Annotated in this window: 21 protein-coding genes and 2 pseudogenes; 11 read left to right on the plus strand and 12 right to left on the minus strand. The window is 68.0% G+C overall.

Features of this window, described 5'->3' with window-relative positions; all coding sequences use genetic code 11:
* Positions 1–17: 17 nt before the first annotated feature.
* The 3 genes from ACQP0P_RS08280 (at position 18) to ACQP0P_RS08290 (ending at position 3,086) form a co-directional block, all read left to right on the plus strand.
* On the plus strand, positions 18–629 hold the full coding sequence (locus ACQP0P_RS08280; RefSeq protein WP_433373088.1) for a TetR family transcriptional regulator: 612 nt from the start codon (positions 18–20) through the stop codon (positions 627–629).
* A gap of 330 nt (positions 630–959) precedes the next feature.
* Entirely contained in the window at positions 960–2,144 is a 1,185-nt protein-coding gene (locus ACQP0P_RS08285; protein WP_433373091.1) for an acyl-CoA dehydrogenase family protein, read from the plus strand.
* Positions 2,145–2,198: 54 nt separating this feature from the next.
* A complete protein-coding gene (locus ACQP0P_RS08290) occupies positions 2,199–3,086 on the plus strand; it encodes a VOC family protein (protein WP_433373094.1) in 888 nt (295 codons plus the stop codon).
* Between the two features lie 74 nt (positions 3,087–3,160).
* On the opposite strand, the gene ACQP0P_RS08295 is transcribed toward ACQP0P_RS08290, so the two are convergent.
* The 3 genes from ACQP0P_RS08295 to ACQP0P_RS08305 form a co-directional block, all read right to left on the minus strand.
* The gene (locus ACQP0P_RS08295) at positions 3,161–4,750 is read right to left on the minus strand and encodes a pyruvate, phosphate dikinase (RefSeq protein WP_433373096.1); all 1,590 of its coding nucleotides are present in this window, start codon (positions 4,748–4,750) and stop codon (positions 3,161–3,163) included.
* Positions 4,741–5,373: a transcriptional regulator gene (locus tag ACQP0P_RS08300; protein ID WP_433373099.1), complete on the minus strand. Its 633-nt coding sequence runs from the start codon at positions 5,371–5,373 to the stop codon at positions 4,741–4,743. Before ACQP0P_RS08300 ends, ACQP0P_RS08295 begins: the two co-directional genes overlap by 10 nt.
* 91 nt (positions 5,374–5,464) lie before the next feature.
* Positions 5,465–6,583 (minus strand): TetR/AcrR family transcriptional regulator, encoded by a 1,119-nt coding sequence (locus ACQP0P_RS08305; protein ID WP_433373101.1) that lies wholly within the window; start codon positions 6,581–6,583, stop codon positions 5,465–5,467.
* Between the two features lie 91 nt (positions 6,584–6,674).
* On the opposite strand from ACQP0P_RS08305, the gene ACQP0P_RS08310 reads away from it, so the two are divergent.
* Positions 6,675–7,643: an ATP-binding cassette domain-containing protein gene (locus tag ACQP0P_RS08310; protein WP_433373104.1), complete on the plus strand. Its 969-nt coding sequence runs from the start codon at positions 6,675–6,677 to the stop codon at positions 7,641–7,643.
* A 91-nt stretch (positions 7,644–7,734) separates the two neighbouring features.
* Positions 7,735–8,526, plus strand: a complete 792-nt coding sequence (locus tag ACQP0P_RS08315) for an ABC transporter permease (RefSeq protein ID WP_433373107.1) — start codon at positions 7,735–7,737, stop codon at positions 8,524–8,526.
* Positions 8,527–8,571: 45 nt separating this feature from the next.
* Here ACQP0P_RS08315 and ACQP0P_RS08320 read toward each other — a convergent pair whose 3' ends face one another.
* The gene (locus ACQP0P_RS08320; RefSeq protein WP_433373109.1) at positions 8,572–8,982 is read right to left on the minus strand and encodes an SDR family NAD(P)-dependent oxidoreductase; all 411 of its coding nucleotides are present in this window, start codon (positions 8,980–8,982) and stop codon (positions 8,572–8,574) included.
* 148 nt (positions 8,983–9,130) lie between these two features.
* Between ACQP0P_RS08320 and ACQP0P_RS08325 the strand changes: the two genes are divergently transcribed.
* The gene (locus ACQP0P_RS08325; protein ID WP_433373112.1) at positions 9,131–9,763 is read left to right on the plus strand and encodes a TetR/AcrR family transcriptional regulator; all 633 of its coding nucleotides are present in this window, start codon (positions 9,131–9,133) and stop codon (positions 9,761–9,763) included.
* Between the two features lie 129 nt (positions 9,764–9,892).
* On the opposite strand, the gene ACQP0P_RS08330 is transcribed toward ACQP0P_RS08325, so the two are convergent.
* Positions 9,893–10,681, minus strand: coding sequence for an MOSC domain-containing protein (locus tag ACQP0P_RS08330; protein ID WP_433373114.1), 789 nt, complete (start codon positions 10,679–10,681; stop codon positions 9,893–9,895).
* Between the two features lie 275 nt (positions 10,682–10,956).
* On the opposite strand from ACQP0P_RS08330, the gene ACQP0P_RS08335 reads away from it, so the two are divergent.
* The gene (locus tag ACQP0P_RS08335; RefSeq protein ID WP_433373117.1) at positions 10,957–11,277 is read left to right on the plus strand and encodes a type II toxin-antitoxin system Phd/YefM family antitoxin; all 321 of its coding nucleotides are present in this window, start codon (positions 10,957–10,959) and stop codon (positions 11,275–11,277) included.
* Complete coding sequence (locus ACQP0P_RS08340) at positions 11,274–11,684, plus strand: type II toxin-antitoxin system VapC family toxin (RefSeq protein ID WP_433373120.1); 411 nt, start codon at positions 11,274–11,276, stop codon at positions 11,682–11,684. The genes ACQP0P_RS08335 and ACQP0P_RS08340 overlap by 4 nt, the downstream gene beginning before the upstream one ends.
* Before the next feature lie 214 nt (positions 11,685–11,898).
* On the opposite strand, the gene ACQP0P_RS08345 is transcribed toward ACQP0P_RS08340, so the two are convergent.
* Positions 11,899–12,621 carry a phytanoyl-CoA dioxygenase family protein gene (locus tag ACQP0P_RS08345; protein ID WP_433373123.1) on the minus strand — a complete coding sequence of 241 codons (723 nt, stop codon included), beginning with the start codon at positions 12,619–12,621 and terminating at the stop codon, positions 11,899–11,901.
* Between the two features lie 287 nt (positions 12,622–12,908).
* Here ACQP0P_RS08345 and ACQP0P_RS08350 point away from each other — a divergent pair.
* A pseudogene (locus tag ACQP0P_RS08350) lies at positions 12,909–13,103 on the plus strand (IS256 family transposase); the annotation flags it as partial.
* Positions 13,104–14,138: 1,035 nt separating this feature from the next.
* On the plus strand, positions 14,139–14,273 hold the full coding sequence (locus tag ACQP0P_RS08355) for a hypothetical protein (RefSeq protein ID WP_433373125.1): 135 nt from the start codon (positions 14,139–14,141) through the stop codon (positions 14,271–14,273).
* Between the two features lie 106 nt (positions 14,274–14,379).
* On the opposite strand, the pseudogene ACQP0P_RS08360 reads toward ACQP0P_RS08355, so the two are convergent.
* From ACQP0P_RS08360 to tnpA, 6 genes and pseudogenes are all read right to left on the minus strand, one after another.
* A pseudogene (locus ACQP0P_RS08360) lies at positions 14,380–14,490 on the minus strand (transposase); the annotation flags it as partial.
* Between the two features lie 106 nt (positions 14,491–14,596).
* The gene (locus ACQP0P_RS08365) at positions 14,597–15,166 is read right to left on the minus strand and encodes a hypothetical protein (protein WP_433373128.1); all 570 of its coding nucleotides are present in this window, start codon (positions 15,164–15,166) and stop codon (positions 14,597–14,599) included.
* Between the two features lie 150 nt (positions 15,167–15,316).
* On the minus strand, positions 15,317–15,553 hold the full coding sequence (locus tag ACQP0P_RS08370; protein ID WP_433381749.1) for a NucA/NucB deoxyribonuclease domain-containing protein: 237 nt from the start codon (positions 15,551–15,553) through the stop codon (positions 15,317–15,319).
* Entirely contained in the window at positions 15,508–16,644 is a 1,137-nt protein-coding gene (locus ACQP0P_RS08375) for a hypothetical protein (RefSeq protein WP_433373130.1), read from the minus strand. The genes ACQP0P_RS08370 and ACQP0P_RS08375 overlap by 46 nt, the downstream gene beginning before the upstream one ends.
* Positions 16,641–17,156: a SigE family RNA polymerase sigma factor gene (locus ACQP0P_RS08380; protein WP_433373133.1), complete on the minus strand. Its 516-nt coding sequence runs from the start codon at positions 17,154–17,156 to the stop codon at positions 16,641–16,643. The genes ACQP0P_RS08375 and ACQP0P_RS08380 overlap by 4 nt, the downstream gene beginning before the upstream one ends.
* A 136-nt stretch (positions 17,157–17,292) precedes the next feature.
* The gene (gene tnpA / locus ACQP0P_RS08385) at positions 17,293–17,721 is read right to left on the minus strand and encodes an IS200/IS605 family transposase (RefSeq protein WP_433373136.1); all 429 of its coding nucleotides are present in this window, start codon (positions 17,719–17,721) and stop codon (positions 17,293–17,295) included.
* A gap of 24 nt (positions 17,722–17,745) precedes the next feature.
* On the opposite strand from tnpA, the gene ACQP0P_RS08390 reads away from it, so the two are divergent.
* Positions 17,746–18,900, plus strand: a complete 1,155-nt coding sequence (locus ACQP0P_RS08390) for an RNA-guided endonuclease InsQ/TnpB family protein (protein ID WP_433373138.1) — start codon at positions 17,746–17,748, stop codon at positions 18,898–18,900.
* Positions 18,901–18,970 lie beyond the last annotated feature (70 nt).

Consider the following 18,970-nt stretch of genomic DNA (forward strand, 5'->3'; position numbering starts at 1 on the left):
GCAGACAAGGGGGATTCGTGGCGAGAATCGCCGAGGCGCGGGCTCCGGCGTCACCGGCCTCGAAGAGCCAGATCGCCCGGCAGAAACGCATCCTGGACGCCGCTGCCGCGCTCGGCGCCGGCAAGAGAATCGACGTGGTGCAGATGCAGGAGGTCGCCAAGGACGCCGACGTGGCGATCGCGACCCTGTATCGGTACTTCCCCTCCAAGAACGCGCTGTTCGCCGCGGTCCTCCAGGCGGAGATCGGCGCCTTCCACGAAAGCTGGCGACCCGGTGAGGGCGAGGACCTCGTCGGCCGGGTCACCGACCTCCTGGTGGGGCTGAGCCGCCATCTGCTGCTGCGGCCGATACTGGCCGCCGCGATGTTCCAGGCCACCAACGCCATCTATGTGGCGGTGCCGATGGACGAGGTCAAACCGACGGAGTCCGGGCTCGGCCGCATTCTTCTGCGGATCATCGGGGTGGAGGAGCCGAACGAACAGGATCTGAGCCTGGTGCGGCTGCTCATGGACTGCTGGTGGGGCGCGCTGGTCTCGACCCTCGGGGGCCAGACGACTCCGTCGGGGGCGGAGGCCGACATCCGGCTGGGCGCGCGACTGCTCCTCGCGCCGTACTCCGGAAAGCGGTGACCGGGCCGGTTCCCGCCGTCCGTCACCGCGCCCGGGACCACCATGCCCGGAACCCGTCCGCCGCCACGTCCCGGTGAGCGGAACCCGGCTGCCGGCGCTGCTCGGCCCACCACTCGCCCACGGCCGCTGATCTCCGTTTTTCCCGACGCCGTGCGGTGCGCGCCGACACATTCCCGCCGCGGACGACGGGCCCGCCCGCCGTCCCCCCTCGCGCAGTCCCGGCCAGCGGGATGTGTCGTGCCCCGGTGGTCGAAAGCGGCTTAGCGTCAGCGAGCCGCCACAGAAACGGCGGATTGCGACCCCTCTCAGATTCAGTCCGGAGGTGCCTTGATGGCGCATGAAGTTGTTTCCCGAGTAGAGGAGCTCGCCGGTCGGCTGGCCGCGGTCGCGGACGAGACCGAGCGCCTGGGCAAGCTGTCCGACGAGAGCGTGAAGCTGATCCGCGAGGCCGGGGTGATGCGGCTGCTGCAGCCGACCGACTTCGGGGGATACGCGGCGCATCCCCGGGACTTCGCCGAGGCGGTGATGGCGGTGGCGAAGGTGTGCGGCTCAACGGGCTGGGTGTGCGGGGTCGGTGGAGTGCACCCGTGGGAGATGGCGTTGTGCGACCGCCGGCTGCAGGAGGAGGTGTGGGGCTCCGACCCGAACACGTGGATCGCCTCGCCGTACATGCCCAACGGGGTGGCGACGCCGACCGACGGCGGGTACATCCTCAAGGGCCACTGGCAGTTCTCCTCGGGCACCGACCACTGCGACTGGATCTTCCTCGGCGCGCTGCTCGGGGACGCCGAGGGCAGGCCGGCGCAGCCGATGAAGGGGCTGCACGTGGTGCTGCCCCGCTCCGACTACACGATCGTCGAGGACTCCTGGGACGTCATCGGGCTGCACGGGACCGGCAGCAAGGACATCATCGTCGACGGCGCCTTCATCCCCGCCTACCGGACGATCGATGCCGCGGAGGTCGCCGCGGGCGAGGTCGCGGCCGAACGGGTCGGCCGGACCGAGACGGTGTACCGGCTGCCGTTCTGGTCGATGTTCCCCCTGGGCATCACCTCGGCGGTGATCGGTATCTGCGAGGGCGCGCTCGCCACGCACCTGGACTACCAGCGGGACCGGGTGATGGCCGGCGGCACGAAGGTGAAGGACGACCCGTACACGCTGTACGCGATCTCCGAGGCCGCGTCCGACATCCAGGCCGCGCGACTGCAACTGCTCGACGGCATCAGCCGGCTCTACGACCTAGCCGACTCAGGGAAGCCGATCACTCTCGCGGATCGGGCCGTGGTCCGGCGCAACCAGGTTCGCTGCGCGTGGCGGGCGGTGTCGGCGGTCGATGAGATCTTCGCGCGGTCCGGCGGCAACGCGGTGCGCCGAAACAACCCGATGCAGCGGTTCTGGCGCGACGCGCACGTCGGGTTGCAGCACGCCATCCACATTCCCGGCAACGCCTACCACGCGACGGCACTGACCCAGATGGGTGTCGAGCCGCAGGGCGCGCTGCGCGCGCTGATCTGATCCCCGCGCCGGACGATCCCGACCACCACCTCAATCGATTCAGGAGAGATGGGCATGACAGACATCAGCTCGCTGGGCTACGTGCGCGTCCGGGCCACGGACCTGGACGCGTGGCGCACGTTCGCCCTCGACACGATCGGATTCGCCGAAGGCACCGGCCCGGAGTCCGACGCCCTGTACCTGCGCATGGACGAGCGGCACGCGCGCATCGTGCTGCTGCCCGGCGAGGAGGACCGGGTGGAGGCCGTCGGATGGGAGGTCCGCGACCACCTGGCGCTGCGGCGCGTGCAGTCGGCCGTCGAGGCGGCCGGGATCGCGACGAAGCCGCTGTCGCTGGAGGACACCGACGCCCGCCGGATCGAGGCGGGGATCGCCTTCGAGACCCCGGGTGGCACCCCACTGGAGATCTTCCACGGTCCCGCGCTGGACCACAGCCCGATCGCGACGAGGTTCGGCAACCGCTTCGTCACCGGGCGGCTCGGCCTGGGCCACGTGGTGGTGCCGGTGAGCGATCTGGACGGCGACCACCGGTTCTACGCCGAGACCCTCGGCTTTTTGCCCCGCGGGGCGTTCCGTCTTCTGACGCCGCCGGAGCACGGCCCGACCCGGCTGCGGTTCATGGGGGTCAACGCCCGGCACCACAGCCTGGCGATCCTGCCGACCCCGGACCTCAAGGCGCCGGCGCTGGTGCACATCATGGTCGAGTGCGAGACCCTCGACGAGGTCGGCCAGGCCCTCGACCGCGTCACGGCGGGCGGCTACCACCTCTCCTCGACACTGGGCCGGCACACCAACGACAAGATGGTCTCCTTCTACGTACGCACCCCCGGCCGCTGGGACCTTGAGGTCGGCTGCGAGGGGATGCTCGTCGACGAGACCTCCTACACCGCCGAGGAGATCACCGCCGACAGCTACTGGGGTCACAAGTGGGACTGGAGCTGACCACGCGTCCGTCCGGCGGGCGCGGACGTTCGGGACTGCCCTGACACGCCCGTCGCCGTGCAGGGCGGAGCGGTCTAGTCGTCACGAAGCACGGCATGGGCGGCACCGAGGCGCCGGGCCTCGTCGCGTTCGGAGTGGTCGCCAGACACGTCGTCGGCCCATTCGAGCAGTCGGCGCAGGTGGACGCCGGCCGTGGTCGTGACGATGCGGGGGCTGCCGAGGGCGACCTCGCCACCGGTCCCGTCGATGGTGACGAGGGTGCCCTCACCGATGGTGCGTCCACCGGCTCGCACCGAGGCGCCGGCGACGTCGACGGTGAGGTCACCGATCCCCACGACGGCGGGTTTTCCCATCGATCGTGCGACGACCGCGGCGTGGCTGGCCGGCCCGCCCCGGGTGGTGACGATTCCGGCGGCGACCGCCAGGCCGTGCATGTCGTGCGGGGAGGTCTCCGGCCGTACCAGGATGACCGGACCGTCCGCGGCCATGCGCACCGCTCCGTCGGCCGTGGTCGCCACCCTGCCCACCGCGACACCGGGACAGGCGCCCAGCCCTCGGGCCAGGATGTCGGCGGTTGCCGCTATCCGGGGTATGTGAACGTGCCGGAGATGCCGCGGTGAGATCCTGAGCAGCGCTTCGTGACGTCCGATCACACGCTCGTCGGCGAGGTCGGTCGCCACGCGGACGGCGGCCCCCCCGACGAACCGGCCAGGCCGGACCTGCAGAATCCACAGCTCCCCGGCCTGGAAGGTGAACTCGACGTAGCACGCGTCGCGGTAGTGCCCCTCGACCCGGCTCAGGGCATCCAGGAGGCCGGTCCACACCGCCGGTTCCCGGTCGGCGAGTTCGCGCAGGGGCCGGGTCAGCGATCTGCCGGAGACGACGTCCTCACCCTGGTGTCCGAACAGGACTTCGCCGAACGGGACGTTCTCCCCGGTGTTGGGGTCGCGGCTGAACGCGACTCCGGTGCCGCTGTGGTCGTCGAGGTTCCCGAACACCATCGTCTGTACGATCGCGGCCGTGCCGAGATCGTGCGGGACGTCATGCAGTTCGCGGTAGGTTCGGGCACGCGGGGTGTCCCATGACGAGAACACGGTCCTGACCGCCAGCTCCAGCTGCCGGGTCGCGTCGTCCGGAATCGGCTCGCCGCATCGTTGCCGGACGAGGTCCTCGACCGCTCCGATCCGCGTCTCCTCATCGCCGGCTCCCGCGCCGTCCACATCCAGGCCGGTGATCGCGGCGGCGAAGCCGGACAGGAACCGCAGTCGCGAGTTCAGCGCGAACCGCGGGTCGCCCGTCTCGGCCGCCAGCCCGGCGGTGGCTCCGGTGGTGAGGCCGAGGTTGAGGATCGTGTTCATCATGCCGGGCATCGACACGCGGGCCCCGGAGCGAACGGACACCGCCAACGGCAGCTGTGCTCCCCCGAAGCGGCGTCCGGTGGCGGCTTCGAGGTCGGTGACGGCCGCCGCGAGCTCGTCGTCGAGCCCGTCGGGAAGCCGCCCGTCACGCAGGAACGCGCGACATGCCTCCGTGGTGACAACGAACCCGGCGGGCACCGGCAACCCCAGACGGCGGAGGACCAGGAGGCCGTGTGCCTTGCCGCCCAGCGTCTCCGCCGTCTCCTCGACCCGCGTGGAGAGCGGGCGAATCCATCTCATCCCCATCGGGGGATCCCGAGTGTGGCGAGCAGGTCTTCGTGCAGCTCGGCCCACACAACGTGGTACGACGCGGTGTTGTCGGCCACGTACTCCAACGCGCCGGAGGCGGCGCGATCGAGGGCTTCGACGAGGCGGGCTCGGTAGCGGCCGAATCGAGGCAACGCCGCGGACAGCTCGGCGCCGACGACGGCGGCACGCTGGTCGAACTCGGCGAACCGGGCGAGGACCCGGGCGTCGTAGGAGGGGTCGCCGTGGTCGTTGGCGGTCATGACACCGTCGATGGATCGGAGTTGCCATGCCGTGCAGAGGTCGAGCAGTTCCGGGTTGAGCACCAGAAAGCCGTCGAACGCCGCGGTCACGGCGGCGCGAGCACCGGCTGACTCCAGCTCGTCGGTGATCCGTTCGGCATCCACGAGACGGCCGGCGTCCGTCAGACTCCACCCGCCGAAGTCGCCGGCCATATGCGTGACGAGACCGGCGACCGCGAGATCGATCAGCTCGGACTCGACGTCGGATTCATCGAGACCCGTGGCACCGGCCAGGCGGGCGAGGCCGGCGGCGCCGCCGCAGCGCAGGGCGTGGAGCACCGACAGGCCGGTGCCGGTCGCCGGAAGATCAGGTCGGGTCATAGGGGGATTTCTCCTGGCGAACGACTGGTGGTGAAGCAGGAACCCTCACGGGCGACCATGGGAATCCTCTTCCTTCGGGGAGGGGGGCATGTCACGTTCCGGCACTCCGCGACCGCGTGCCGTTCGAGGCGTCGGCGGTCGAGGCCGCGTACGCGGCGCCTCGCCCGTGGGCTCGGGCGACGATCGCGCCACCCTGGACGCGTACGGCGGCCTCGGTCTCGTCGTCGAGGCCCGTCAGGCCGATCGCCGACGCCGTCAGGGCTTCGTCATCGAGGACCAGCCGCACGCGCCGCCAGACCTCGGGAGCGAACACCCGCCGCAGGCAGCCGACGAGGTCGGTGATTCTGAGCCGTACCAGGCGGCCCGTCTCGACGGAGTCATTCGTGACGACGACCACCGTCACCTGCTCGCCGGGCCGAGCGGAACGGACGGCTTCCTCGGCGGCGGCAAGACGACCGGCCCCCAGTACCGCGATCAGCCCGTCGGCGCCGAAGTCGACCCGATCCCCGCTGATCTGATTCGCGAGTCCGGTGGGCGGATCCCACGCGTCCCCACACGGTTGTGCCGGAGCGACATAGGGCAGATACGACGGCGTCCAGGTATCGGCGAGATCGATCCCGGACAGATGCTCACACGCACGCGCCAGGTCGAAGGGGTCACCGAATCCCGGTGCGCTCTCAGCCAGGTGACCCGAACCGTCCAGCAGCGTCAGCACCAGCTCGGCCAGCCGCACGCGCCGCACCGGCGTCGCCTGGGCCGGTTCGCACGATTCCAGCGCGATGGCGAGCAGTAGCGCCTCCAGCCGGACGACCTGCGCCAGCACCGTGCGCCCGTGCTCGTCATCGAGGACGCCGACCAGCGAACGCAGGTGCAGCCGCCCACCCGAAGCCGTGTCGCCGACCAGGGGCAGCCGTTCAAGCCAGGTCCGGGCGAACAAGCCCAGCACCTCGGCCGACGACGTCGGCGATGTCTGCGACGTCGGAGGCTCACCCGAGGTGGCGTTCTCCACCATGTCGATCAGCACCGCCAGATACAGCGCGCGCTTGCTCGGGAAGTTCGAGTACACCGCCCCGCGGGTCAGCTCGGCCCGCTCGGCGATCCGATCGACCTTGGCCGAGGCGTAGCCGTGCTCGGTGAACTCCTCCCTCGCCGCCGCCAGCACGGACCTCCGGGTGCGCTCCTGCTGCTGCACCCGAGTCAGCCGAACCATCGCAGTTCCTTTCCCTAGATCACCAGCATTAGGATACTCTCAAAATTCAGATGTTGAGAACATTTGAACTGCGAAGCAGTTGAGACGAGGGATGGTGACGGTGAGCGATCATGGATTCGAGACCGAGGGGCTGGCCAAGAAGTTCGGCAAGGTCACCGCGCTCGACGGGGTCAGTCTGGCCGTCCCGCGCGGGCAGGTGCTCGGCCTGCTGGGACCCAACGGTGCCGGCAAGACCACCGTGATCCGCATCCTTGCGACCCTGCTGCGTCCCGACAGCGGACGCGCATCCGTGGCCGGGTTCGACGTGGCACGCCGGCCGGGACAGGTACGCCGGCGGATCGCACTGTCGGGCCAGCACACCAGCGTGGACGAGGAGCTGACCGGGCTGGCGAACCTGGTCATGATCGGCCGGCTCCTCGACCTGCCCCGGCCGCAGGCTCTGCGGCGCGCCGCGGAGCTGCTGGCCCGTTTCGGTCTGGAGGACGCGGCGAAGAGGCCGGTGGCCGGCTACTCCGGTGGCATGCGCCGCCGCCTCGATCTGGCCGCGAGCATGGTCGGACACCCGGAGGTGGTCTTCCTCGACGAGCCCTCGGTGGGATTGGATCCCGGCAAGCGCGATGAGCTGTGGCAGATGATCCGCGGCCTGAGCGCCGACGGCGTCACCGTCCTGCTGACCACCCAGTATCTCGAAGAGGCCGACGCCCTCGCCGACGCGGTCACCGTCATCGACCGGGGACGGGTCATCGCCTCCGGCACTCCCGCGGACCTGAAACGAGAAGTCGGCGGGCACACCATCGCCGTGCGGCTGAACGACCCCGGCGACACCGACGCGGCCGTCAGCATCCTGGCCGATGTCACCGGCCGGACCCCGGAACGCTCCACCCGCCACGAGCTGGTCGTGCCCGTCGCCGGTGACGAGGACTTCTTCGAGATCACCGCCCGGCTGCGGGAACACCGCGTCGGTGTCTCCGAACTGTCGCTGCGCCTGCCCAGCCTCGACGAGGTCTTCCTCGCCCTGACCGGAGCACCAACCGCCAACGAGCCAACGAAGGCCGCCTGATGACCGCCACCGTGCCCGGCACCGAACAGCCGCGCACCGGAGCACCTACCACCGCTGTCAACGCCACCGACGAACCGACGAGGGCCGCCTGATGACCGCCATCGAACAACCGCGTACCCGGCCGCTCGCCTGGCTCCGGCACAGCCTCGTGCTCGCCCGCCGCAGCCTCGCCAAGACCACCCGCAACCCCGGCCCGATCATCAACGGGGTCGTCACACCCGCCCTGTTCATGGTGCTCTTCCTCTACCTCTTCGGCGGATCGGTGGCCGGCTCCACCGCCGACTACCTCCAGTACCTCTTCCCCGGCATCCTCGTCATGGGCGCCGGCCTCGCCGGGATGGTCTCGACCGGCACCAACATCAACCTCGACCTCAAGAACGGCGTCACCGACCGGTTCCGCAGCCTGCCCATCAGCCGCCTCGCGCCCCTGCTCGGCTCCGTGCTGGCCGACATCGTCCGCTACCTGCTCGCCGTCGCCATCCTCTTCGCCATCGGCGCACTCCTCGGCTTCCGCGTCCACGGCGGTCTCGCGGCCGCCCTTGCCGCCGCCGGCCTGGCCATCGGTTTCGGCTTCTGCCTCAGCTGGGTCACCGTGTTCGTCGGCGTCCTGGTCAAGAGCGCCGACACCGTCCTGGCGATCAGCTTCATCAGCTTCCTGCCCCTGCAACTCGGCACCAGCCTTGCCGCTCCGGTCGAGACCCTGCCCGGCTGGCTGCGAACCTGGGCCGAGATCAACCCCGTCACCCACGTCATGAACGCCTGCCGCGCCCTGCTCAACGGCACCCCGGTCGGCGACACCGTCACCACCACGCTCATCTGGTGCGCGGCCCTCTTCGTGGTGTTCTGCCCCCTGGCCATCCGCGCCTACAGCCGCCAACAATGACCCGGCCGGTCTTCGGGTCCACAACACGGCACGCGTGTCAGACGGTCAGGAGGCGGTTTCGGCCTGCGGGATGGTCGGCTCCGGCAGCACGGCCTGGACCACCTCGACCGGGGTGAGCAGGAACAGCGGGATCAGTGCCTTGAGCGTGGCCGCGTCCAGCTTGGTGGCCGAGGTGAAGCTCTGACCGGCGGGGACCGGGCCGTACTCGACCACGTCGATCCTGCCGAACCGCTTTCGAATGGCGTTGACCACCGCGGGGACCTGAGCGGGCTCGGTCAGATCGGCGGAGAAGGCGGCGGCTTCGACGCCCTCGTCGGCAAGCTCCGCGACGAGGGCGTCCAGCCGGTCCTTACGGCGGGTCACCAGGGCCACGCGGAAGCCTTCGCGCCCGAAACGGCGGGCCATCGAGACGCCAAGCCCGGTACCGGCACCGAAGACGGCGATCACTTTGGACATGAGGTTGCTCCTTGCTGCCTGAATTAACTTGACCAGCGGGTCAACTTGGCTTTTCGGCGGTAGCATGAAACTTGACCACAGGGTCAAGTTGAATCCCGGCGGGATGCGACAATGAAGGTCGCCAGCCAGGACCAGGAGGAAGAACCGGATGCGGGCCGACGCGGAACGAAACGCGGGCAAGCTGCGAGCAGCCGCGGCCGAGCTCTTCCAGGAGCGCGGCCTTCAGGTGCCGCTGAAGGAGATCGCCCGCCGGGCAGGCGTTAGCCACGGCACCCTCTACAACCTCTTCGGCAGCCGCGAGGCGCTCATCGACGAGGTGGTGGCCGACCTCGCGGCGGACCGGCTCGACGAGGTCGCCAAGTATGCCCTGGCCTGTGAGGACGCCTGGGATGGGTTCGCGTACTACATCGAGAGGATCTGTGAACTGCAGGCCACCGATCCCGCGCTCGCCGATGTGCTGAGCGGCCGCTACCCGGGCGCCGAACGCCTGATGACCCTGTGCGGCAGGGCGAGCGACGCCGCCACGCGGATCATCGAGCGAGCCCAGCGGGCCGGAACTCTGCGCCCGGATTTCACCGGCGAGGACCTCGCATTCACTTTCGGGGCCATCGCCCTGCTCGCCCGCGCCGGCGCCGATGCCGCCCCCGACGCCTGGCGTCGCAGCATCGCGTTCCTACTCGACGGCCTGCGCACCGAAGCCGCCCGCCACCCGCTCCCCGTCGCCCCGGCGACACCGCAACAGGTCTACGAGGTGTTGGGCAGGCTCACCGGCACGCCATAGCGGGCCGGTACGCGGTTGGCGGTGGCGTCGTCGTCAGGGGTCGCATCGTCGACCTGGGGTGATTACCCGTTGCGCTGGATCGCTTATGGCTGCTGACCCGCGACGACGTGGCACGTGCAAAGAACGGGGCTAGCCTGGCCGGACTTCGTCGCCGACTCTCAGCTCGCCGAGGTTCCTGGGCATCAGGCGGATGCCGAACCAGGTCTTTCCGTCCCAGCGGCGGTGTTCGGCCAGGGTTCTCAGGGGTTCCTTGCCGCGGTCCTGAGTGGCCGGGTCCCAGATGGTGGCGGCGCAGCGGTCGCACAACTCCGAGACGCGGAAGTCGATCTCGCCGATGCGGACCGACGTCCAGGCGTCCTCCGCGAAGGGGGCTGCGCCGTCGATGACGACATTGGGCCGGAAGCGGGCGATGTCGAGGGGGGCCGGGGGGTGCTCCTGGCGTTCGATGGCGCCTTCGGCGATCCAGTCGTCCAGGCGCTGGAGCGAACTCCTGGAGACGAGCAGGAGGGGTCCGTCCCAGAGGCCGCCCTCGGTGATGGTCCGGCGTCCGGGGTCGTCCAACCAGATGAGGCGGGCGGGCTTGCCGAGCAGGCGGGTGAACCATTCGTGGGCGTCGGCGTGGGCGAGCACGGCTCGGTCGAGGTTGGAGCAACCTAGCGGGATCGTGTCGCCGGTGGCCGGAGGGACCTTGAGTTCGCCCATGCCCTTCGCCGACAGGCAAAGGCCGCCTTCGGCGGTTTCGGCGGCCGAAACCGACAGGAGCCGGGGGTGTTCGCCTACCCAGATCAGTTCTCCCAGTGGGTCCACCACGCTCCAGCGGCGGTCGCCTTCCAGACCCCAGGGGAGGACCTGGGCGGATGGGCGGGGGATGCCTTTGGCGGACTTGACGGGGTAGGTGCGGATCTCCGCTAGCTCCATTGGACAAGGATAGGAGAGAGCGCTTTCTCAGGGTATGGGAGCGTGTCCACGGGGGGCGTCCGGAGCGGGGTATCGGGGTGGGTTTCACCTGCTCTTCGATGAGGCGGCGGGGTCCGTCCGTCGGGAACCGGTAGCGGCTTCTGGTGAAAACATTCATTTACGATGGCCGCGATGGAGGCCACCGTGTCGAGGGCCGACGCAGACGTGGCGGAGCGCGGGCGACACCCTGGTGCCACCAAGTAGCACCAGGTAGCACGCGGAAGTAGAGTTGATGAGTGAGCACTCCTGAGCCCGACCACTCCCACCAGATCTCTCAGCGCGATCTGCGCAACCGGTCAGCGGAGATCATGGATGGACTGGAACGCGGAGAGCGGTACGCCGTCACACGCAACGGCCACCACATCGGCGATCTGGTTCCCATCCGCCGCCGGCGCCGGGCCGTCTCGCGGGCCGAGTTCGCCGCCGTGTCCCGCGGCATGCCGCGCCTGGATGACCGAAAGTACCGCGAGGACATGGACCAGCACGTCAACGACGACCTCTACGACCCCTACGACCGGGCCTATGGCAGAGGCGAGTTCGCGGAGGACGGGGAATGACCCCCGTTCAAGGGTTGCTTGACACCAACATCCTCATCCTGCGCGCTGGAATCGACCCCGACGAGCTGCCGGACGAGATGATGATCAGCGCCATCACCACCGCGGAGCTGTCGGTCGGCGTACTGGCGGCCGGTGGAGCGCAGGAACTCGCCCAGCGGATGAGGATCCTGCAAACCGCCGAGGCTGAGTTCGACCCGCTGCCCTTCGATGACAACGCCGCTCGCGAGTACGGCCAGTTGTGGACCGCCGCCATCGCCTCCGGCCGCAAACCCCGCCCCCGGACAGCCGACCTGATGATCGCCTGCGTGGCGATCGCGAACCGGCTCCCCCTTTACACCTGTAACCCGAAGGACTTCAAAGGCTTGGACCACCTGCTCACCGTGGTCCCGGTCACCCGACCTCGATGAGGCAACGTACGAAGGATGCCCGCCCTGCGGGCGGGAGCTCAGAACGTGACTTCGCAGTTTGCGACTCTGCCGGTTCGAAGGCATGGTCGGCAGAATCGCCCCTCCGTGTCAGGCCTTGCCGTCGGGTGAACCGAGGTACCACCAACCGCCTCTGAGGGGCGGCCTCGCTCTCGCCACGGACGGAAGCCGTCTCCCTTTGAGATGCGGGCGCTTACTACAGTACGGCGCGTGCCAGGGCGTTACCCTTGCCCGGTGCGACCGGTGTGGTCAGGAACACCGGTGTCTGGGCCATGAAACGCGGTCGTGTCCCCCGGTGCTCGTCGGCCGCGTGCACGGTCAGCGGGTGAACCAGGTACATGTCGCCCGGCTGCCCGGTCGCGTACGCCGTCGGCCTGTCCTTGGAAGCCGCATCCAGCAGTGGCCCGGCCTCGAACGGGTCGAGCACCTGCTCACCCAGCACCCCGGCGGCGTCCCGGTGCGAGCCCACCCTGATGCGGGTCGGCGCGTCGTCGTCCCCTACCTCCGACAGCAACACCAGCAGCAACATCGCCTCCGGCCGTCCCGACACGGCCCACGAGCCGTCGGGCCGGGCCACCGAGGCGTCGATGTGCCAGCCCCGATCGTCGACCGTCGCCATACCGGGGAAGCGGATCGGCATGTTGCCGATGGCCCCGGGCGGCACCCACCCACCGGGACCGGCCACCTCGTCCAACGCCTCACGCAGCCGCGGACTGCCCACGAACTCCCCGAAGGGGCCACGGCCGACCATGTCGGCGGCCCATACCACGGGCTGTTGCCAGCCAGAGGGGTCGTCAGGCGACAGGCCGATCTGCTGCCATACCACAGCCCTGGCCGCGTCCCCGATCTCCCGGGGTACGGCCGCCTCCAGCTTGACGAAGCCTTCGGCAATAAAACGGTCAACATCCACCATCGTCATACGAGCACTGTAACGACGCCGTCCACCGATTTTCCGGATGCTATTCCTGCAGATATGCAGGCATCAATCACTCATACACCCTCAAAGCGATCCTTGATCGGCTGTCCCGCACCAGCGTGGGACTGTACGGTTTTCGGTGTAACTCCTGATCAAGGAGATACACCTGATGAGTACTGTGATTCAGGCATCCGCAGACATGGACCTGGAGGAAGCCGCGGTGACGCGGAAAGGCAAGGCGTCGGATCGCGAGCTGGTCGGCCGGCTGGTCGACCAGGCCCGCGCCGAGGGCCCGGATCCGCCGCGCGGTCAAGGCACGCGGCCACTTCTCGAACGAGCAGGCCGCGCTCAAGTGCGTCTACATGGCGATCATGAGCCTGGACCCGACCGGGAAGGGCCGCAAGCGCTGGGTCAACCGGTGGAAGGCCGCGCTCAACGCCTTCGCGATCACCTTCGAAGGCCGTCTGACCCCGACCTCCCGATAGAACCAATCAAAACTGAGTTACACCGTTAACTGGACACACCCGCCCGAAGGCCGGAGGAAGGGCCAACATCGGCCTCATCCAGGCATGGGGGCTGATCCAAGATCGAGATGTGACCGAAGGGCTCGGTCATGCTCTCGACATCACGGCATCTCTTCCCGTCACAGCCGCCCGGCGCAAGATCGTGCGAGAGATCGTGACCGCACTGCCCGAGGGGGCTCGGAGCTTGCCCGCCGCCCGCGAACTACACGCGCTGACGGCAGGAGATCGGTCAGCCTGACCACCGCAATCGCACTCAACACCCCCCGATCAACGTCCGACCGGCAGGCGCCGCTTCCCCCGCATCAACCAAGGAAATCCCTCGCCGCGCGACCGCCAAAAAGTTCCCTGCCCAACGCGGAAAGCGGAGATCATGGGGTGGCGCGGATACGCATCCACCGTCTTGTCACTCAAGTGCTGAACGACGGCGAACATCCGGCTATCCGGCGAGCCATTGCCCCCGAGACCCCTTAACGATCTAGATCGGCGTATGTCTGATGACGGCCTTCGTGGGCGCATCCAGGCCCGCCTCTATCACCGCCTCGCTGGCCCGGACGGCTGAGAAGAGGCCGGACATCAGCGGGGCAGAGATGACACCGAGCCCGAGCCCGGCATCCTGCACGGCCGAGGTGAGCTCATGCTGTTGGGCAAGGCTGAGCAACGCGCTGCCCCGATTGTGGGTCAGGACTTCTCACGCCGTGTACCCGTCCGCCGTGGCGAGGATGTCGCTGATCAAGGAGGTGAAGATGCGGTCAGTCAAGGGCCCGTCGATTGCGGGACCGGGGGCATGCGATATCTGAATCCAGCCGCGTTCCGGGTTCATTCAATCGCGGTCATCCCGTTCCAGGTGCCCTCGTCGGACATTTGGGCATCCGCTCGGCAAGTGAGCGCCGTACATGCCCTGATGCTCGCTTGGCCATATGCCGTGAGGCGGGAACTGGAGGTTCTGCGCGAACTGAATAGAGGAGGTGATCGTTTCAAGGACGTACGCTCGGAGCCATGACCCGCCATGTCGAGGTTCACGTGACCGCCGGAACCCGCGAAGAGGCCGAGCGTATCGTCAATGCGGGGTCGAAAGTCGGCCGACGCCCAGATCAGCGGCCCGATCGTCTCCACCTACTGGTGGAAGATTGAGCGCGGTGCACCACGATGGTCGCCAAGGAGCGCCGTCTCTTCGGCGTAGCGGGCCAGCAATCATGCCCGTGTCGCGGGGTCACCCTGGCCGATGGTGGTCCACCCCCAGCCGCTCGGCCATCGGCTGCATCGACTTGCGACGGCCATCCAGCAGCAGTCCCCGCAGATAGGTGACTGCCTTGGCCCGCTGATCCGAGCGGATCAGCGGGGTGAACACCTCAGCGGCGAACCGAACCGGCTGTCCGGCGCCATCACCCTTTCCATTCCACCGGACGAGGGGCTCTCTGCCCTGAAAGTGATTCGAGTTGCTGAGCCACACAGGCTCAATCGACCGCCGTCTCACGTGAAGCATCGTTTCGGTCGCTGCCGCCTGTGGCGGGGGCTGCTTCCGGGGCGAGGCGATGTCGGAAATATGAACTCGTGCATTTGAGCACGACAGGGTCACCTGGAGGCTCCGGCCAAATTTGCAGACAGTGGTCGACTGCTACATCCGGATGGCCGTCCCCGTCCATGCCCGTCACGTGATAGCGCAACCGGTATGTCCCGGGACCGGCCGGCAGCATGGGGAGAGCATGCAGTTCCTCTTCGTCCCAGGACCAGCCTCCCAGGGAAAGTCTACCTGTCGGTGTCTCGAAACTGATCTCTACAATGTCTTCATGGCCTTCGAGGTCTGGATCGAGCGCCTGGTTTCCGATGTCCACTCTGAGATCGACGGTCCCCCATTCCGCGCCGGCGATGAATCTGACGACGCCGCTTGCGGTCTGAATGATGACGAGCGGATCTGCCGCATCGTCGATTTCGCTGGGTGCCTCGTCCAGGAGATAGATCTGGCCGTATCTCACCTCCACCGCCAATACTTCGGTGTGGGCGGCAGGAGGCTTATGTCCGCTCATGGCAGAGAGTGTAGCCGCATCGACGGGTGCGACCACGGAGTCTGTTCGGGCAGGCGTGGAAGCTTGAACCGCAAAGAAGTGACTCCTGCAAGACGTCATGGGAGGGCCTGCGGTGGCAGGCCCTCCCGGTTGCGTGCAGCAGCTACTTATCTAGGGAACCACTTGTACCCAGAAGCGATTATCGGGCCCAACGCGATAATCCGCGTAGAAATTTCGTACGGCATCGCCGTGAAGCCTGTTGGGTACCGTGGCGACTGCACGCAGAGAGAAATGCCCCTTAGCGTTGCGGGCGCCTTCCTTGGTTGAGCCGAAAGGATACTCGTCGCACTGTTTGACGTGGTTCAGCCGATCAGTCCCGGCAGGACACCGGTGATTTCGGAGTCGAATGTTCGCAGCCGTCTGGTCTGGCCGGTGTGGACGTTCACCGCGTACAGCGCCGGCGTGCCCGAGCCGGGGAGTTCGGGTACGGCGAGCAGAGTCACCTCGGTGTCGCTCACCCAGCCGCCCAGGTGGGAGGGGGTCAGCTCTTCCGGGATGCCCTGGGTCGCCACCTCGGGGTTCTCACGACCGCTGATGGCATCGATCGTGACGATCGTCCGAGGGCGTTCGGGCGTCGGTTTGGCGTCGCGGTCCCGGGTCGAGCCGATTCGAACCAGGGTGCGTCCGTCCGGGCCGAGGGCGCTGAACCTGTAGGTGAAGTCCTTGATGGTGATCGGCTCGTTGCCCAGGACCCGGATTCGGGTGGTTCTGTCGTACGGCCTCACCAGGGTGATCGGGCTGCCGCCGTCGCCGACGCTCACCGGGAACCAGTCGCCGTTCAACGAGCTCGTCTTACCTCCCGCGACGTCGATCAGGACGCTGTACGGCTTGGGTCTGCCGCCGAAGTTCGTGTAGATCAGGTGCAGGCCGTTGGGAGACAGGCGGAGGAGGTTCTCACCGTCGAGGTCGTCCTTGGAGATCGTGAGCGGCGCCTTCCAGATCAGGCCGCTCCGCAGGTCGCGTACCTCGAAGGTCTGCTGTTTCTCGCTGTAGTAGGCGATCCGCCGGCCGTTCTGCGTGATCGCCACCGGACCGAGCAGGACCTTCTTGTCCGTGTTCTTGAGGCCCAGGGCGGCGGTGAGCTCGTAGGTCACTCCGGAGGTGGTGACCACCCGCCATTGGCCGCCGACACAGTCCGTGTCGTCGATCGGGGGAGGTGGGCAGAAGTGGGTGTAGGCGCGGGCCAGCGGTCCGACGCCCATTTTCGGCAGCGCGGGGGCGGTCTCGGGGACAGGCGTCAGCACGATGGGCCTTTCGCCGCGTAGATCGCCGTTGACCACGGTGACCACACCGCCCGTCAGCACCGCCACGGCGGTGGCCACGGCCAGCGCCAGGGTGATGGCACGCCTGCGCCTGGCGCCCTTGAGGGCACGTTCGGCCAGATCGATCTGGGGGGCTTCGTCGGAGATCCGGTGTAGTTCGTCGCGGAGCAGGTTCATCGGTGCACCTCCGTCGGCACGTCGGCGAGCAGTTCGGCTAGTTCGGGGGCCAGGACGCGCAGGCGCGACAGGGCGTGGTGGGTCTGGCTCTTGACCGTGCCGAGCGAGCAGCCCATGAGCTGGGCGGTCTCGTGTTCGGTGCGATCCTCGAAGAAACGCAGGACGAGCACTGCCCGCTGGCGCGGGGTCAGCCTGCCGAGCGCCTGACGCAGGGCCAGGCGGCGTACGGTCGACTCGTCGTGCGACCGGCCGTGTTCGGGCAGTGTGGCGCTCGGCAGTTCCACGGTTTTCCGTCTGCGCCATGACAGGTGCTGATTGATCAGCGCCTTGCGGGCATAAGCCTCGACATTGCCGTTTCTGGCGATCCTGGGCCAGCGGAAGGCGACCCTGGTGAGGACCGTCTGTAACAGGTCTTCGGCAAGATGGGCGTCTCCAGTGAGCAGGTATGCGGTTCGCATCAGCGACTGCTGGCGGGCATACACGAACTCCTGGAACCCCTCGTAGCGGTCCATGCACTAAACAACTCCGCGGAGGGGCCGAGGGTTGGAAGCGAGCGCCGGAAAGTTCAGCGTTATCTAGCGAGGAACCCCGGGCGTTCACGCCCGGGAGGAATCGCTTCCCGGTCCTGGGGTTGTGAACGTCTGGTCATCAGCCCGGGCGTTTCTGGTTGTCGATGTAATCCTTGATGATCGATAGGGGTGCGCCGCCGCAGGAGGCGGCGAAGTACGACGGCGACCAGAAATGCCCGCCACACAGATACTTACCGATATGCGCCGGGTACTCCTTGCGAAGGAGCCGGGCGGACACGCCCTTGAGGCTGTTCACCAGCGTCGAGAGGGCGACCTTGGGCGGGTAGCGCACGAGCAGGTGCACGTGATCCTCCTCGCCGTCAAACTCGACCAGCTCCGCCCCGAAACCGTCGCACACCTCGATCATGACGTCCTCGCAGCGACGCAGGATCTCGTCGATGAACACACCCCGCCGATACCTCGGGACAAAGACCAAATGCGCATGAAGCGCGCAAACAACGCTTCGGCCTCTCCTGATGTCAGGGTTCGGTTCCCACCTCGGTGACATGGACCTAACGCTAGAGTGTTCGAGGTGAAGCTGGTGGTGCAGGTCAAACTCCTGCCGACGCCCGAGCAGGCGGCGGCGCTGGAGGCGACCCTGCACGCGGTCAACGCCGCGGCCACCTGGGTGGCAACGCTCGCCCACCACCAGCGGGTGTTTCGCAACTACGACCTGCGCAGGCACGCCTACGGACAGATCAAGGACGACTACGAGCCGGCGGCTCAGGCCGCGCAGCATGTCATCAAGAAGGTCACCGACGCCTACGCCACGCTGCACGCCAATGTCCGCAACGGCCGGGTGGGCAGGCCCGGCTCCGCGCGGCGCGAGCGGGTCTTGGCCACGCCGATCGTCTTTCGCCCCGGCGCGGCCCAGCCGTTCGACGACCGCTGCCTGTCCTGGCAGATGGACGCGCGGACGGTGTCGATCTGGACGATCGCCGGGCGGATGAAGAGCGTGGCGTTCACCGCCTCGGCCGATCAGCTCACGACGTTGGCCGCCTACCGCAAGGGCGAATCGGACCTCGTATACCGCGAGGGCAGGTGGTTCCTGATCGCCACCTGCGACCTGCCAGAGGTGGCGGTGCGTACCCCGGACGGATTTTTGGGGGTGGATCTGGGGATCGCGAACATCGCGACCACCAGTGGCGGGGTTCGCCACAGCGGCAAAACTCTGAACGCGGTCCGCCACCGCCACCGCGAGCTGCGCCGCCGCCTGCAGGTCAAGCAGACCAAGTCCGCCAAACGGCTGTTGAAGCGGCGTCGCCGGGCCGAGGCCCGGTTCGCCGCGAACACCGACCACACCATCGCCAAACGCATCGTGACCGAGGCGGCACGCACCGGGCAAGGCATCGCTCTGGAAGATCTCCAGGGCATCCGTGACCGGGTACGGCTCCGCAAGCCCCAGCGGGTCACGTTGCATTCGTGGAGCTTCCACCAGCTGGGAGGCTTCATCGCCTACAAGGCCGCCCGTCAGGGCGTCGCCGTTGTTCACGTCGATCCGGCCTACACCTCGCAGGCCTGCTCATCGTGCGGGCATGTGGACAAGAAGAACCGGCCCGGCCAGGCGACCTTCTCCTGCACGTCGTGCGGTTTCGCTGAGCACGCCGACGTCAACGCGGCCCGTAACATCGCCTCGCGCGGTGTGGCGGGCTGGGCAGTGAGTCACGCTGCCGACGACGCGGCCTGAACCGTCGAACCCATCGACGGCGAGGAGCTGCAAGCTCGGTCGTTTACGGCCGAGAAGCTGACGAATCCAC

This window comes from Streptosporangium sp. CA-115845 (assembly GCF_050943795.1).
In the GTDB taxonomy this organism is placed as follows: Bacteria; Actinomycetota; Actinomycetes; order Streptosporangiales; family Streptosporangiaceae; genus Streptosporangium.

What these genes read in the sequence shown, in the direction of transcription:
- ACQP0P_RS08310 (WP_433373104.1), top strand. Translation starts at nt 6,675, where the DNA reads ATGGTGACGGTGAGCGATCATGGATTCGAGACCGAGGGGCTGGCCAAG.
- ACQP0P_RS08320 (WP_433373109.1), bottom strand. Translation starts at nt 8,982, where the DNA reads ATGTCCAAAGTGATCGCCGTCTTCGGTGCCGGTACCGGGCTTGGCGTC.
- ACQP0P_RS08300 (WP_433373099.1), bottom strand. Translation starts at nt 5,373, where the DNA reads ATGACCCGACCTGATCTTCCGGCGACCGGCACCGGCCTGTCGGTGCTC.
- ACQP0P_RS08355 (WP_433373125.1), top strand. Translation starts at nt 14,139, where the DNA reads ATGACCCGCCATGTCGAGGTTCACGTGACCGCCGGAACCCGCGAAGAG.
- ACQP0P_RS08315 (WP_433373107.1), top strand. Translation starts at nt 7,735, where the DNA reads ATGACCGCCATCGAACAACCGCGTACCCGGCCGCTCGCCTGGCTCCGG.
- ACQP0P_RS08290 (WP_433373094.1), top strand. Translation starts at nt 2,199, where the DNA reads ATGACAGACATCAGCTCGCTGGGCTACGTGCGCGTCCGGGCCACGGAC.
- ACQP0P_RS08375 (WP_433373130.1), bottom strand. Translation starts at nt 16,644, where the DNA reads ATGAACCTGCTCCGCGACGAACTACACCGGATCTCCGACGAAGCCCCC.
- ACQP0P_RS08380 (WP_433373133.1), bottom strand. Translation starts at nt 17,156, where the DNA reads ATGGACCGCTACGAGGGGTTCCAGGAGTTCGTGTATGCCCGCCAGCAG.
- ACQP0P_RS08340 (WP_433373120.1), top strand. Translation starts at nt 11,274, where the DNA reads ATGACCCCCGTTCAAGGGTTGCTTGACACCAACATCCTCATCCTGCGC.
- ACQP0P_RS08295 (WP_433373096.1), bottom strand. Translation starts at nt 4,750, where the DNA reads ATGGGGATGAGATGGATTCGCCCGCTCTCCACGCGGGTCGAGGAGACG.
- ACQP0P_RS08305 (WP_433373101.1), bottom strand. Translation starts at nt 6,583, where the DNA reads ATGGTTCGGCTGACTCGGGTGCAGCAGCAGGAGCGCACCCGGAGGTCC.
- ACQP0P_RS08345 (WP_433373123.1), bottom strand. Translation starts at nt 12,621, where the DNA reads ATGACGATGGTGGATGTTGACCGTTTTATTGCCGAAGGCTTCGTCAAG.
- tnpA (WP_433373136.1), bottom strand. Translation starts at nt 17,721, where the DNA reads ATGTCACCGAGGTGGGAACCGAACCCTGACATCAGGAGAGGCCGAAGC.
- ACQP0P_RS08365 (WP_433373128.1), bottom strand. Translation starts at nt 15,166, where the DNA reads ATGAGCGGACATAAGCCTCCTGCCGCCCACACCGAAGTATTGGCGGTG.
- ACQP0P_RS08325 (WP_433373112.1), top strand. Translation starts at nt 9,131, where the DNA reads ATGCGGGCCGACGCGGAACGAAACGCGGGCAAGCTGCGAGCAGCCGCG.
- ACQP0P_RS08330 (WP_433373114.1), bottom strand. Translation starts at nt 10,681, where the DNA reads ATGGAGCTAGCGGAGATCCGCACCTACCCCGTCAAGTCCGCCAAAGGC.
- ACQP0P_RS08285 (WP_433373091.1), top strand. Translation starts at nt 960, where the DNA reads ATGGCGCATGAAGTTGTTTCCCGAGTAGAGGAGCTCGCCGGTCGGCTG.